Annotated in this window: 11 protein-coding genes; 3 read left to right on the top strand and 8 right to left on the bottom strand. The window is 31.4% G+C overall.

Annotation, left to right across the window (positions count from 1 at the left end):
* Window positions 1-19: 19 nt before the first annotated feature.
* Complete coding sequence (gene ppk2 / locus WHD07_RS10350) at window positions 20-820, bottom strand: polyphosphate kinase 2 (protein WP_343328325.1); 801 nt, start codon at window positions 818-820, stop codon at window positions 20-22.
* A gap of 164 nt (window positions 821-984) precedes the next feature.
* Between ppk2 and WHD07_RS10355 the strand changes: the two genes are divergently transcribed.
* Entirely contained in the window at window positions 985-1770 is a 786-nt protein-coding gene (locus WHD07_RS10355) for an alpha/beta fold hydrolase (RefSeq protein WP_105049854.1), read from the top strand.
* Window positions 1771-2034: 264 nt separating this feature from the next.
* Window positions 2035-3039: a sugar kinase gene (locus WHD07_RS10360; protein WP_343328326.1), complete on the top strand. Its 1005-nt coding sequence runs from the start codon at window positions 2035-2037 to the stop codon at window positions 3037-3039.
* Between the two features lie 69 nt (window positions 3040-3108).
* Here the strand turns inward: WHD07_RS10360 and WHD07_RS10365 are convergent, their stop codons facing one another.
* The 6 genes from WHD07_RS10365 to WHD07_RS10390 all read right to left on the bottom strand — a co-directional run bounded on the left by WHD07_RS10365 (window position 3109) and on the right by WHD07_RS10390 (window position 9700).
* Window positions 3109-4083: a hypothetical protein gene (locus tag WHD07_RS10365; RefSeq protein WP_343328327.1), complete on the bottom strand. Its 975-nt coding sequence runs from the start codon at window positions 4081-4083 to the stop codon at window positions 3109-3111.
* Window positions 4058-5110: a cytochrome-c peroxidase gene (locus WHD07_RS10370; RefSeq protein ID WP_343328328.1), complete on the bottom strand. Its 1053-nt coding sequence runs from the start codon at window positions 5108-5110 to the stop codon at window positions 4058-4060. The genes WHD07_RS10365 and WHD07_RS10370 overlap by 26 nt, the downstream gene beginning before the upstream one ends.
* Before the next feature lie 56 nt (window positions 5111-5166).
* The gene (locus WHD07_RS10375) at window positions 5167-5949 is read right to left on the bottom strand and encodes an MbnP family protein (RefSeq protein WP_343328329.1); all 783 of its coding nucleotides are present in this window, start codon (window positions 5947-5949) and stop codon (window positions 5167-5169) included.
* A gap of 141 nt (window positions 5950-6090) precedes the next feature.
* A complete protein-coding gene (locus WHD07_RS10380; RefSeq protein WP_170062918.1) occupies window positions 6091-6252 on the bottom strand; it encodes a hypothetical protein in 162 nt (53 codons plus the stop codon).
* Between the two features lie 341 nt (window positions 6253-6593).
* A complete protein-coding gene (locus WHD07_RS10385) occupies window positions 6594-7886 on the bottom strand; it encodes an aminopeptidase P family protein (RefSeq protein ID WP_343328330.1) in 1293 nt (430 codons plus the stop codon).
* 494 nt (window positions 7887-8380) lie between these two features.
* Window positions 8381-9700: a DEAD/DEAH box helicase gene (locus WHD07_RS10390; protein ID WP_343328331.1), complete on the bottom strand. Its 1320-nt coding sequence runs from the start codon at window positions 9698-9700 to the stop codon at window positions 8381-8383.
* A gap of 164 nt (window positions 9701-9864) precedes the next feature.
* On the opposite strand from WHD07_RS10390, the gene WHD07_RS10395 reads away from it, so the two are divergent.
* Window positions 9865-12693, top strand: coding sequence for a VPS10 domain-containing protein (locus WHD07_RS10395; RefSeq protein WP_343328332.1), 2829 nt, complete (start codon window positions 9865-9867; stop codon window positions 12691-12693).
* A 148-nt stretch (window positions 12694-12841) separates the two neighbouring features.
* Here the strand turns inward: WHD07_RS10395 and WHD07_RS10400 are convergent, their stop codons facing one another.
* Window positions 12842-13765 carry an ABC transporter ATP-binding protein gene (locus tag WHD07_RS10400; protein ID WP_343328333.1) on the bottom strand — a complete coding sequence of 308 codons (924 nt, stop codon included), beginning with the start codon at window positions 13763-13765 and terminating at the stop codon, window positions 12842-12844.
* Between the last annotated feature and the right edge of the window lie 14 nt (window positions 13766-13779).

The raw sequence follows: 13779 nt of genomic DNA on the forward strand, positions 1-13779 counted from the left end.
CCTTTTTTGTGTTTATACACTAAAATTTTTCTGGCACAAAAGTTTGATAATCCATAGGTGGCCTAACATACGCTTTACCATCTGGTAACGGTGGAAGCTCTATAGGTTTTAAATCCATTTTTTCATACGGAATTTTACTTAACATATGACTAATACAATTTAACCTTGCTCGCTTTTTATTCTCGGAGTTTACCACAAACCAAGGCACTTGCTTGGTATCTGTATGCGCAAACATTTGATCTTTTGCCTTAGAATATTCTAACCAACGAGAACGAGATTCTAAATCCATCGGGCTAAATTTCCATCTTTTTAAAGGATTAGAAATACGGTTTTTAAAACGTCTTTCTTGCTCTTCATCACTTACAGAAAACCAGTATTTTAAAACAATAATCCCCGATCTAACCAACATACGTTCAAACTCTGGGCAAGAGCGTAAAAACTCATCATACTCATCATCGGTACAAAAACCCATTACCTTTTCTACACCTGCTCTATTGTACCAACTTCTATCAAACAACACAATTTCTCCTGCTGCAGGTAAATATTGCACGTAACGCTGAAAATACCATTGCGACTTCTCTTTTTCTGTAGGCACACCCAAAGCAACCACTTTACAAATTCTAGGGTTTAAAGGCTCTGTAAAACGTTTTATAGTTCCTCCTTTACCAGAAGCATCTCTACCTTCAAAAAGCACCACTACTTTTAAACCTTGGCTTTTAACCCATTCTTGCATGTGTACTAATTCTGTATGCAAAAGGGTTAATTCTTGTTCGTAATTAAATTTCTTTTTTTTACCGTTAGATGAAGTTTGTTTTTCCATTTAGGCAATTTACAAAATTTTAAAAAAAATGAAACAGAATTGTTTTAAGGCGGCTATTTTAAATTAATTATAAATAATATTTAGGCACAAAAAACGTTTTCTTTTTCATCAAAAATAAATACCCTATTTTTGCGTTTCACATAATTACGTAAAAAAATAAATTTTTGTTAAACTACTACTCATATCCACATACAGAATCTAAAGAATGGGTAACTTTTGTTCATGGAGCAGGAGGCAGTAGTTCTATCTGGTTTAAACAAGTTAGAGATTTTAAAAAACATTTTAATGTGTTAATTTTAGACTTACGTGGTCATGGAGATAGCAAACCAACCTTAAAAGATACTTTTAAAGCAAAATATACTTTTGATTCTATTACGGCAGATATTGTAGAAGTAATTGATCATTTAAAAATTAAAAAATCTCATTTTATTGGTATTTCTTTAGGAACCATTCTTATTAGAAATCTTGCAGAAAAAAGACCAGAATTGGTAAAAAGCATGATTATGGGAGGCGCTATTATAAAAATGAATTTCCGCTCTCAAGTATTAATGAAAGTAGGTAACATTTTTAAGTCTGTAGTACCGTATATGCTTTTATACAAACTCTTTGCATTTATTATCATGCCAAAGAAAAATCATAAAAACTCTAGATTGTTGTTTGTAAACGAAGCGAAAAAATTATATCAAAAAGAATTTTTACGTTGGTTTAAATTAACCTCAGAAATTAACCCACTTTTACGCTTTTTTAGAACAAAAGATATTAAAATTCCTACACTATACGTAATGGGAGCCGAAGATCATTTGTTTTTGCCTTCTATAAAAAACATTGTTGCCAAACATGTTACTTCATCACTTTTTGTTATAGAAAATTGTGGTCATGTGGTAAATGTAGAGCAACCAGAAATGTTTAACAACCAAACTATTCGTTTTATATCTTCTTTAAGAGCATAATTAGTTGTTCATTTTCTTTTATTATACAAATTTGATTTTAACTTATTTTACTTAAAATTGGTTAACCAATTGACGTAAATATGGCTTTTTTATTCAGTTTTTATTTTTATCAAAAGAACTATTTAAAAATTAAAACATCCAAAACCCCTTTAACACAAAGGAATTAACATTATTACATCTTCAATAATACCTCAATATAATTAAAATAAAACAACGCTTTAATTCTTTTATATAAAGTATATTTGTTTTATAAAATCTTTTATTATGAATCAGATAATTACATTTGGAGAAGTTTTAATGCGAATTTCTCCTTCAGGAAATAAAAAATTTATTCAATCTAACCAAGTAGAATTTTATTTTGGTGGTACGGAATTAAATGTTGGAATTTCTGTATCAAATTTTGGAGCAGATGTAAAACATATTTCATGTATTTCTGATGATTTTATAGGTGATACAGCAATTTCTTTTCTAAGAAAATTTGACGTTAGTACTTCTGCAATTGTTCGTTCTAATAGACCTTTAGGTGTTTATTTTTTAGAAGTTGGTGCGGTTATGAGACCTAGTTCTATTTCTTATAACAGATCTCACTCTTCTTTTTCTGAAATTCAACCAGAAATGGTTGATTGGGAAAAATCTTTAAAAAAAGGAAAATGGTTTCATTGGACAGGGATAACACCTGCACTTTGTAAAGGGGGTTATGAAACTCTAAAAGAAGGATTAATTCTTGCCCAAAAAAAAGGTATGGGAATTTCTGCGGATCCAACGTACAGAAGTGGTTTATGGAAATGGGGTGGAATTCCAAAAGAAATTTTATCTGAATTAGTTAATTATTCTACCGTTTTTATTGGAGGTGTAAATGAAATAAATGAACTTTTAGATACCAATTTTTCTTATTCTAATGAAGATTTTATTGAAGCTAGTAAGCAATTAATGGAAAAATATCCTACTATAGAAAAAGTGTTCGACAAAATAAGAACTTCTATTAATTCTTCTTGGCATAAAATTAGAGCAAGAATGTGGAATGGTAAAGAGTTTCAAGAAACCCAAGATTTAGACATAACACATATTGTAGACAGAATTGGTACTGGTGATGCTTTTGCTGCCGGAATAATTCATGGTTTACAAAAATTTGATGACTTTAAAACTATGGAATTTGGTAGTGCAGCTTGTGCTATTAAACATACCTATTTAGGCGATATTAATTACGCAAACGAAAAAGAAGTAATGAGTATTTTAGAGGGAAATACTACTGGTAGATTACAGAGATAATAACAAACAATATATATCTATACAAAAAAGACAAACTTATACGTTTGTCTTTTTTTTTGTATAAATAAATTAATTATTTAAATTAAAGTTTAAATAAAGAGAGAATGATTGTTTTGGAGTTACATTTCCACCAAATAAATCATGAGTTATTGGTGCTGTATAATTTGCGCCAAAAATAAAATCTTTAGTCGTTATTTCTGCTCCAAAAGTACCATTAAAGATGTTTCCTTCGGTTTTATCAATCTTTTCGCCATACTGCTCTATTTTGTTATAAACATTGCCAGAAAGCCCTACAAATGGCAAAACCATGTATTTTTCTTTAGAAACTGCATAAAAGAAATTAGACGCATAACTAAACTGGTTTCCAAACTTATAATCATTTTTATTTTCTCCTTTTAAATAATACGTTAACGTACTATTTACTCCAAACTTATCTGCACCATAACTGTGAGAAAGTGCCAAAATTCCATCAAAACTTCCAGATCCTAATTGAAAACCTGGGTTTACTCTATCTGTAAGCACTTGTTGAAATTTACCTGTAGGGAGCTTGGTACCCAAACCAATTTCTAAAGAATGACCAGAAGGTTCTTTAGCTACAACGGTGTATAGTTTTTCTTTTTCTTTATCCTTTTTTTTATAAAATCTAATTTTATACCACCCCATAATTGTAGCATCTCCTAAACCATTTATATGCTCATTTCTATCTGTAAATGCTCTATTTAAATCTTGATAAGGCAATATGGCACTCACATAAAAATTTTCACTTACAGGGACTCTTCCCCAAAGTTGATACGTATGAAAGGTTTCTTTACTTACAGGTGAGTTGGTAAAAATTCCATCTTTAGATTCGAAACTTTGATAAATATAACGCAACCCAAAAAAACTAGCATTATTTAAAGTTCCTAAACCAAAACTACCACTTGTTGTAGAACAACCGCACAAATCGCAAGCATGCGTTGCTTTAATATTAGAAAAGAAAATTAAAAAAAGAGCAATTATAAGTGTTTTGTTTTTTATGTTAATATTCTGCAAATCGTTCATCATTTAAAAATGTATTATCTGTTAATGTTTTTAAAAAAGCAATTAAATCTTCTTTATCTTTTGTAGTTAAATCGATCCCCAAACTACCATCGGCTTTTATCAATAAAGAGTCTACCACACCTCCGTTTTCTGTCATTCCATCCGTATAAAAATTAAGAACATCTTCTAAAGTACCAAACCTACCATCATGCATATACGGAAAAGATTTTTCTACATTTCTTAAACTAGGCACTCTAAATTTATAAAGATCTTCTACAAAGCCAGAAACGCGTTTTCTACCTTCTTCTTCTGGATATCTTGGATTTTCTGGAATTCCATTATTTCGATATGTTTTATCAGAAAATAAGGCTCCAGAATGGCAAGCAGCACATTTATTTTTAAAAATTTCGAATCCGTTTTTTTCTGAATCTGTAAATTCTACATTATCTTCATTTCTAACTACTTTATCGTATTTAGAATCTCCAGAAATCATCGTAACCATAAATTGAGAGAGTGCTTTTAACATTCTTTCTGAGGTTACTTCAGCATCGCCAAAAGCATTGGTAAATAAAGTATTATACTCTGAGTAAGAATTTAGTTTTGCTAAAATAGAAGGAATGGTTTCATTCATTTCTACCTCGCTAGTAATTGGTATTATAGGTTGCAGATCTAAATGAATTGCTGCTCCATCCCAAGTAAACTCGCTAAAAAAAGCTAAATTTTGAATAGGTTGTGCATTTCTAAAACCAATTGCACCATCAACACCATGACTAACCGTATGACCATGATGTGTAAAAGCAGAGGCTTGTTCATGACAAAAACCGCACGCAATAATTCCGTTAGAAGACAATCTTCCTTCATAAAAAAGTTTTTTACCTAAAGCAACACCTTCTTCTGTTAAAGGATTTTGCTCTAAATTATATGCTATTTCAGGAAAATTACTCGGTATTTTTAAAGCTAAGTTTGTAGGGATTGCCACATATTCTTCCTCATCGTTAGAACAAGAAACAAATAAACAAACCCCAAAAACAAGTAGGATTATTTTTTTCATACATAAATGATAAAACGCAACTAAAAATTTTCTAGTTACGTTTTATATAAATTAGATTAATTATGCACGTGATCTACCGTAAACATACCATTAATATTGGTTGCAATTTGTGGTGATTTTACACCATCTACATGAATCTGAGGTGCATCATCTAATAAAAATTCTGTAGTGCCAGATAACACCTTAGAAACATTTGCTATAAAGTGAACCTCTGGAGTTAAATTTGTTCTAACTCTTGCTGTATTAGGCAAATCTAGTGTAACCTCTTTATAATTATCTAAAGAAGTACCGTGGCTACCCATATGAAAAGCAAAAGCAGTTGCTGTAGTTGTTGTTTCTGAAGTATATGTGCCTTCATAAACAAAAAACTTATACCCAGCTTGCCAGCTCCACATCATACCTTCTTCTTGAGCTATTGTTAAGAAATCTCCTTGTCCGGTTGCTCCTTCTAAGTATTTTTCTTGATCAACTCCAATTCCAAAAGTTACTTTTGTGTAATTTGCAGCAGGAACATTTGCTAAGTTTACAAATTGAGAAGCTACATCTTCTTCACTTACTATAAAATAAGAATCGTTTTCTGGGTAGGTAAAAACCGTTCCGTTTTCATCTTCTAAACGAATATTACTAACAATGTATTTTACTTTAGAAATGGTAATATCTTCGGTTGCATTAGCATCATAAGTAGTGCTGTTTATTAACAAATCAGACGTATTATAAGCATTGTCAAACTCTAAAATTAATGCTCCTTCTCCACTAATAAGTTCTTCGTCATTATTAGACGTACATGATGATAAAGTTACTGCTACTAAAAAAGCAGCTATATATTTTGTGATTTTCATTATACTGGTTTTTAGCGCCTTATATTTAAAGCACTTGGTTTCATAAATAAATGATAGCATAGTGTATTTGGTAGTAATTAATACAATTACCACAAAAACACATTACTAAAATGATTGTAATGTTTATTGATTGTTTGTTATTTATGAAAGAAAATCTGGTGGCTCTTCTAAAGAACCAATAAGAGTAATTGGATGCAAAGTGGTTAATTTCCAATTATCTTTTATTTTTATAAAAAGAAGTTTTTTAATAGAATAGCTGTAGTCATTTTCTTTAAAAACAGGAAAAAATGCTTCCGTTATCATGTGTACACCTTTTGTTTCTCCGTTATCAAAATCTACCTTGGGTGCAATTTGTTTTGCTAAATGACATTTTCCGTTACACTGTAATTCTGGCTTGTCTTTATTTACACAGTAGGTTTCTATTATATAATTAAGATTTAGCTCAAAATAGGCTATATAACCAATAGAATATATTGGCCTAAAAGCAAAGGCTATAAAAATTAATATGCAAACTGTTTTTTTCAGAAAATTTGACTTTCGGCAAATATAATATAGGTTTCTTACAATTAAGAATATTTGTTATAAAATTTAAACCATAAAAAAAGCGAGTTGTACAACTCGCTTTTAAATATTAATATTAAGAATTAACCTTGCATTAAATCTTCTATCTCTTCTGCATCTATAGGTATGTTTCCCATTAAGTTAAACGGTTCTCCTTTTTCTTGTACCACCACATCATCTTCTAAACGAATTCCAAAACCTTCTTCTGGAATATAAATTCCTGGTTCTACGGTAAACACCATATTGGCTTCCATTGGCTTGTGTAACAAACCATAATCATGCGTATCTAACCCCATGTGGTGCGAAGTTCCATGCATAAAATACTTTTTATATGCTGGCCAGTTTTTATCTTCATTTTGCACATCTGCTTTGTCTAACAAACCTAATTTCAACAATTCTGCAGTCATAATATCACCAACCTCAACATGGTATTCTTTCCACAAAGTTCCTGGTACCAATAATTTTGTAGCTTCTTTTTTAACATGGTGTACTGCGTTATAAACAGCTCTTTGTCTATCAGAAAACTTACCAGAAACAGGTACTGTTCTAGATAAATCACTTTTATAATTTGCATATTCTGCCGCAATATCAAACAGAATTAAATCGCCAGCTTTACACTCTTTATTATTTTCTATATAATGCAAAACATTTGCATTGTTACCACTTGCAATAATTGGCGTATAGGCAAAGCCTTTAGACCTATTTCTTACAAATTCATGTAATAATTCTGCCTCAATTTCATATTCCCAAACACCTGGTTTTATAAAAGGTAAAATTCTACGAAATCCTTTTTCTGTAATATTACAAGCGTGCTGAATTAAATCTAACTCAATAGTATCTTTTACAGAGCGTAATTTTTGTAAAATAGGATTGCTTTTAGCCACAGCATGTGCAGGATATTTAGCTAATAACCATTTTGTAAAACGTCCTTCGCGCGTTTCTGTTTCTACATTAGCTCTATAATGTTCGTTTGTGTTAATGTAAAAAGTATCTGCATATGTAGACAATTCAAACAAGATTTTCTCTAAATCTTGCAACCAAAAAACAGATTTTATACCACTTGTTTCAAAAGCAGCTTCTTTAGTTAATTTTTCTCCTTCCCAAACCGCAATATGGTCATTGGTTTCTCTAACAAATAAAATTTCTCTATAAGCTTCGTTAGGGCAATCAGGAAACAAAAATAATACACTTTCTTCTTGGTCTACACCACTTAAATACAAGATATCTCTGTGTTGTTCAAAAGGCATTGTACTATCTGCACTAATCGGATAAATGTCATTAGAATTAAAAATTGCCAAACTATTTGGTTGCATTGCAGCCATAAAGTTTTTTCGATTTTTTATAAATAATTTTGAGTCTATTTTATCGTATTTCATACTGATGAATTTATGTTTACTAACAAAGGTAGCAATATTTAGGTAGCTACAATTTCACTATTAATAAAATATAAAAATCTCTTTCTATATTTTATTATGCTCAATTGTATTTTACATCAAAAAGACTAAAATAATACATTATAATTGTTGTTTTTTGGGCGTTCGAGCGGGCTTGTAATTTATCTTGAGCGAAGTCGAAAGGTTATATCTTTTTGCTAAAAAAGCAAAAAGGATGTCACTGCAATCCCTAACGCAAATTCCGTTAGCTTAAAAAAGACATCATAACCAGTCACTTCGAAGCATTGAGTAGTCGCATAACAGTGATAACAAAACAATAAACAAACAATATGAGATTTCTCTCTACGCTCGAAATGACAGACTTTGTGGTTTTTGTTCCTAAAAGGAAGTAGTAAAGGTTCTTTAAAAGTAAAAATCCTACAAGGTTAACAACCTTGTAGGATAATAAAATTTGTCTGAATTAGAGAAATTAGTGTCTAAAAACGCTTCTTTTTAGGTGCTCCCGTTCTTCCTCTTCCAGAAGTAGCTCCTGCTGGTTTATTTCCTTTAAAATGAGGTTTCTTTTTTGGTCTGTCTCCTTGAGAAGCACCTCCATTTGTAGGTCTTTTTTTCTTACCAAAAGAACCTTTACTTTGTGTTGCCGCTCTTTTAGGTGCTGCAGTATCTGTAGGCTCAAAACCTTCTACTACCGTAGAGTTTAATTTTTCTTTTAGTAATTTTTCTATTTCACTTTGGTATTCCGTTTCTTCACTACAAACTAAAGAAATTGCTTCTCCAGCTGCTCCCGCTCTACCAGTTCTACCAATTCTATGTACGTAATCTTCTGGTACATTTGGCAACTCAAAATTAATTACGTGTGGTAATAAAGGAATATCTAAACCACGTGCAGCAATATCTGTAGCAACCAATGCTTTAATAGTATTTTCTTTAAAGTTTCTTAATGCTTTTGTTCTTGCACCCTGACTCTTATTTCCGTGAATTGCAGCGGCAGAAATTCCTGCTTTTATCAATTTCTCTGTTAATTTATTAGCACCATGTTTGGTTCTTGTAAAGATTAAAACCTGATTCCATTTTCCATCTTTTATCAACTTAATGGTAAACTCTGTTTTTTTACCTTTATCAACCTGATACACTTTATGCGTTACTTTTTTAGCGGTTGAATTCTGTGGTTCTGCTTCGACAGAAACAGGATTATTTAGAATCCCTGAAGCTAATTTTTTAATATCCGCAGAAAAAGTTGCAGAAAACATTAAATTCTGACGTTTTGCAGGCATAAAACTAATCAGTTTATTTAGGTCTCTTGCAAAACCCATGTCTAACATTCTGTCTGCTTCATCTAAAATTAAAACATCTATTCTGTTAAAAGACACTGCTTTCTGGCTGTGTAAATCTAATAATCTACCTGGTGTTGCTACTAAAATATCTACACCACTTCTTAACGTTGCAATCTGTGGTTTTGCATTAACTCCACCAAAAACTACGGCAGATTTTATGTTTACATACTTACTGTATTCTCTAACGTTATCATAAACTTGCGCTGCCAGTTCTCTTGTAGGCGTTAATACTAACGCACGTAATGGTCTGTATTTTGGATGCTTTGTTTCTGCTAAATGTTGTAAAACTGGTAAGGTAAAACCTGCTGTTTTTCCTGTACCTGTTTGTGCAGATGCTAAAATATCTTTACCTTCTAATATATGTGGTATTGCTTTTTCTTGTATTGGTGATGGTTTGGTGTATCCTTTTTCTTCTACTGCTTTTACCAAAGCGGGAGATAAACCTAAATCTTTAAATGTCATAAAAGTTATTTTTGAAAGCAACTTTATGTAGTTGTTTCAGCCTGCAAAGATACGTTGTTTAAAATTGAGGATGAATTTTTCTTAAAATTCCTTTTTATGTTAATTTTTTTGGTATTGAAAATACAATTGGTAATTTCATCATTTTAAACCAAACCACATCTTTTATGAAGTTTATTTTCCGCTTTTTAGCCCTCTTTTTTTCTATTTCTTTACTTGCACAAACAACAACAGATGCAAATAGCATTCAACAATCTTTAGAACAGAAATCTCTGATGATGAATTCTTCTTTAGTAAAGAATATTGAATTTATCAATATCGGTCCAACCGTAATGAGCGGACGTGTAGTAGATGTTGCTGTAAACCCAGAAAACACCACCGAATTTTATGTGGGTTATGCTTCTGGTGGACTTTGGTACACCAACAATAACGGAACAACACTTACTCCTGTTTTAGACAATGCCGCAACTTTAAATATTGGTGATATTGCAGTAGATTGGAAAACCGGAACTATTTGGGTAGGTACAGGAGAAAATAATTCTTCTCGCTCTAGTTATGCAGGTATCGGAATTTTAAAATCTACGGATAAAGGTCAAACTTGGCAAAATGTTGGTTTGCTAGATACACATCATATTGGTAGAATTTTAATTAACCCTAACAATCCTGATGAGGTTATTGTAGGTGCCATTGGTCATTTATACTCTTCAAATAAAGAAAGAGGAATTTTTAAAACTACAGACGGAGGAAAAACATGGGCAAAAACCTTGTTTATTAATGAAAACACCGGAATTATAGATGTTGCCGTTGCGCCAGAAAATTTTAACGTAATGTATGCTGCTTCTTGGCAAAGAGAGCGTAAAGCTTGGAATTTTGATGGTGATGGAGAAAATTCTGCCATTTACAAAAGTACAGACGCAGGGAATTCTTGGACAAAAATTGCCGATAACAGTGGTTTTCCAACAGGAAACGGAGTTGGTAGAATTGGGTTAGCTATTTTTAATGAAAATATCGTGTATGCTTTGCATGATAGCCAATACAGAAGAAAACCAAAAGGAAAAAAAGTTACTTCTTATAATTTAACCAAACAACAATTTAAAAACTTAACGTCTGCAGAAGTTTTAGCACTTAGAAACAAAACATTAAATACCTATTTAAAAGAATATGGTTTTAGAGAAAAATTTAGAGCAGAAGGTGTAAAACAATTATTAAAACCTGGCGGAATGAAGCCAAAAGAATTAATGACTTTTTTAGACAATGAAATGGCCGTTGCTTTTGAAGAACCTGTAATTGGTGCAGAAGTTTTTAAAACTACAAATGGTGGTAAAAATTGGAAAAAAACACACACTAATTACTTAGACGGTATTTATAGTTCTTACGGATATTATTTTGGTGAAATTAGAGTGGATTTACAAGATGAAAACAGCATTTATGTGCTAGGTGTTACTATTATAAAATCTAAAGATGGTGGTGAAAATTTTACTTCTATTAGTAAAGAAAATACACATTCAGATCATCAGGCATTGTGGGTAAATCCTAAAAAATCGGGTCATTTACTAGAAGGTAATGATGGTGGTTTAAATATTTCTTATGATGATGGAGAAAATTGGGAAAAGTTAAACAACATTCCGGTAGGTCAATTTTATGCTGTAAATGTAGACCATGAAAAAAACTATAATGTATACGGGGGTTTACAAGATAATGGAGTTTGGTTTGGTCCTAATAATGCAAGAATCGATAAAAGTTGGAAACAATATGGTCAAAACCCGTATCAATCTATAATGGGTGGAGACGGCATGCAGGTTCAAATTGATGATAGAAATTCTAACATTGTATACACGGGCTCTCAATTTGGAAGTTATTTTAGAATAGATAGACAAACGGGGAGCAGAAAATACATACAGCCTAAACCCGCTAAAAAAGAAAAACCGTATCGATTTAACTGGCAAACGCCAATTCAGTTATCTAAACACAACCAAGATATTTTATATTTAGGAAGTAATAAATTACACCGATCTTTAAACCAAGGTGATACTTGGGAAACAATTTCTGAGGATTTAACGCATGGTGGCAAAAAAGGAAATGTTGCTTACGGAACGTTAACCACAATTTCTGAAAGTCCGTTTCAATTTGGATTGATTTACACAGGTTCTGATGACGGAATTATCAGTTTAACAACCAACGGAGGTGGCAGTTGGACAAAAATTTCTGACAACCTTCCTCAAGATTTATGGGTTTCTAGAGTAATTGCATCAAAATTTAAAAAAGCGCGTGTGTACGCCACCTTAAACGGTTACAGATTTGATGATTTTACGCCTTATATTTACAAGTCTGATGATTACGGACAAACTTGGATAAACATTGGTAAAGAAATTCCGACTTCTGCAGTAAACGTCATAAAAGAAGATTCTGAGAATGAAAACATCTTATATTTAGGTACCGATAATGGCTTGTACGTTTCTTTAAACCAAGGAACTTCTTGGGAAGCATTTAGTAACAATTTACCCAATGTGGCTGTACACGATTTAGTGATTCAGCCAACAGCAAAAGATTTAATTGTTGCCACACACGGACGCAGTTTATACAAAACAAATATTGCTGCATTACAAAAAATGAACGACAGTATTTTAGCGAAATCAGTTGCTATTTTTAAAGTTAAAAACATTACTAAAAGTAAAAGGTGGGGAAATTCAAGAAGCCCCTGGAGAGCAGCTAACACACCGCAAGTAGAGGTTCCGTTTTACGTAAATGCTGATAAAAAAATAACGATTGATGTGTATGCTGGAAAGGTAAAAATAAATTCAATTTCTATTGATGCAGACAAAGGTTATAATAAAGCGATTTATAATGTTTCTTTTTCTAAAAAAGGATTAAAAGCTTACAAAAAAGTCAATAAAAAAGTAACTATCCAGGAAGCAGATAATGAAAGCTACTATTTACCAAAAGGGAAATACACTCTTAAAATTGGTGATGAAAAAGTAAGTTTTAACGTGGAATAAAAATTATCAGCAAGAATATTTTAACAGTGATGGAATTGCTGTTTTTTTGGTGAAATAAAATGTATCGAGAACTATTGAAAACTGAATTACTTCTCGATACAATTTCCTCCTATCGTCGGAAATCACTCGAAGTGACACTATTTATAACTTATAAAAATTGAAGATTTATTTCAGTATTCTTTTCTAAATCTATCATATGATTAAAAAACACTTTTTGTTCATTAAAATCTGCTTCTATTAACCAATAAGAACCTTTAAAATAAGAGTTTAACACGGTTGCTTTTAATACTGAATTTTCTACAATTTTTATTTGATGCGGATATAATAACTCCTTTATATTATTGATGGTTACTTCGTTTACATCATCGAACAAGGCAGCAACATATTTTTCTTTTGGATTGTTATAAATCTCTTTTGGAGCATTGTTTTCAATAATCTTATTGTCTTTGATAATAATGAGTTTGTCTGCAAAAGAAAGTGCATCATTTTTATCGTGGGTTGCAATAATGCAGGCAATATTTTTTTCTTTTAAATAACTGAAAAGATTTCTTCGTAAAGAGTTCTTTTTAAAATTATCTATTTGTCCAAAAGGTTCATCCAACAACAATAACTGAGGTTCTTTTGCCAAAGCTCTAGCAATGGCAACACGTTGTTTTTGTCCGCCGCTTAAATTTTTAACTTTAGTATTAGCAAAAGCGGTCATTTGTATGACTTCTAATAACTCTTGTGTTCTTAGTTCGCTTTCTTCTGGATAAAAACGAGATAAGAATTTTTTAATATTTTCTGAAACAGAAATGTAAGGCATTAAATCGAAATCTTGTGCTACGTATTTAAAGTTTTCGAAACCGGGAACAAGGTGTTTTTCTGGTCCAAAAATTTGGTCTTCTTTCCAAAATATTTTCCCTTTATTTAAATCTACTAAACCGTAAATGGCTTTTAATAGTGTCGATTTTCCGCAACCACTTTCTCCCATAATACACAAGTGTTCTCCTTGTTGTAAAGTGAATTTAAAATCGTTTAAGATTGTTTTGTTTTTACGATAAGAAAAAGAAATAGTTTTTACTTTTAGCATTTTACAAAAATAAG

It is taken from the genome of Polaribacter staleyi, assembly GCF_038024045.1.
GTDB classification, from domain to species: Bacteria; Bacteroidota; Bacteroidia; order Flavobacteriales; family Flavobacteriaceae; genus Polaribacter; species Polaribacter butkevichii.

What these genes read in the sequence shown, in the direction of transcription:
- WHD07_RS10360 (WP_343328326.1), top strand. Translation starts at nt 2,035, where the DNA reads ATGAATCAGATAATTACATTTGGAGAAGTTTTAATGCGAATTTCTCCT.
- WHD07_RS10385 (WP_343328330.1), bottom strand. Translation starts at nt 7,886, where the DNA reads ATGAAATACGATAAAATAGACTCAAAATTATTTATAAAAAATCGAAAA.
- WHD07_RS10375 (WP_343328329.1), bottom strand. Translation starts at nt 5,949, where the DNA reads ATGAAAATCACAAAATATATAGCTGCTTTTTTAGTAGCAGTAACTTTA.
- WHD07_RS10395 (WP_343328332.1), top strand. Translation starts at nt 9,865, where the DNA reads ATGAAGTTTATTTTCCGCTTTTTAGCCCTCTTTTTTTCTATTTCTTTA.
- WHD07_RS10390 (WP_343328331.1), bottom strand. Translation starts at nt 9,700, where the DNA reads ATGACATTTAAAGATTTAGGTTTATCTCCCGCTTTGGTAAAAGCAGTA.
- WHD07_RS10380 (WP_170062918.1), bottom strand. Translation starts at nt 6,252, where the DNA reads ATGATAACGGAAGCATTTTTTCCTGTTTTTAAAGAAAATGACTACAGC.
- ppk2 (WP_343328325.1), bottom strand. Translation starts at nt 820, where the DNA reads ATGGAAAAACAAACTTCATCTAACGGTAAAAAAAAGAAATTTAATTAC.
- WHD07_RS10370 (WP_343328328.1), bottom strand. Translation starts at nt 5,110, where the DNA reads ATGAAAAAAATAATCCTACTTGTTTTTGGGGTTTGTTTATTTGTTTCT.
- WHD07_RS10365 (WP_343328327.1), bottom strand. Translation starts at nt 4,083, where the DNA reads ATGATGAACGATTTGCAGAATATTAACATAAAAAACAAAACACTTATA.
- WHD07_RS10400 (WP_343328333.1), bottom strand. Translation starts at nt 13,765, where the DNA reads ATGCTAAAAGTAAAAACTATTTCTTTTTCTTATCGTAAAAACAAAACA.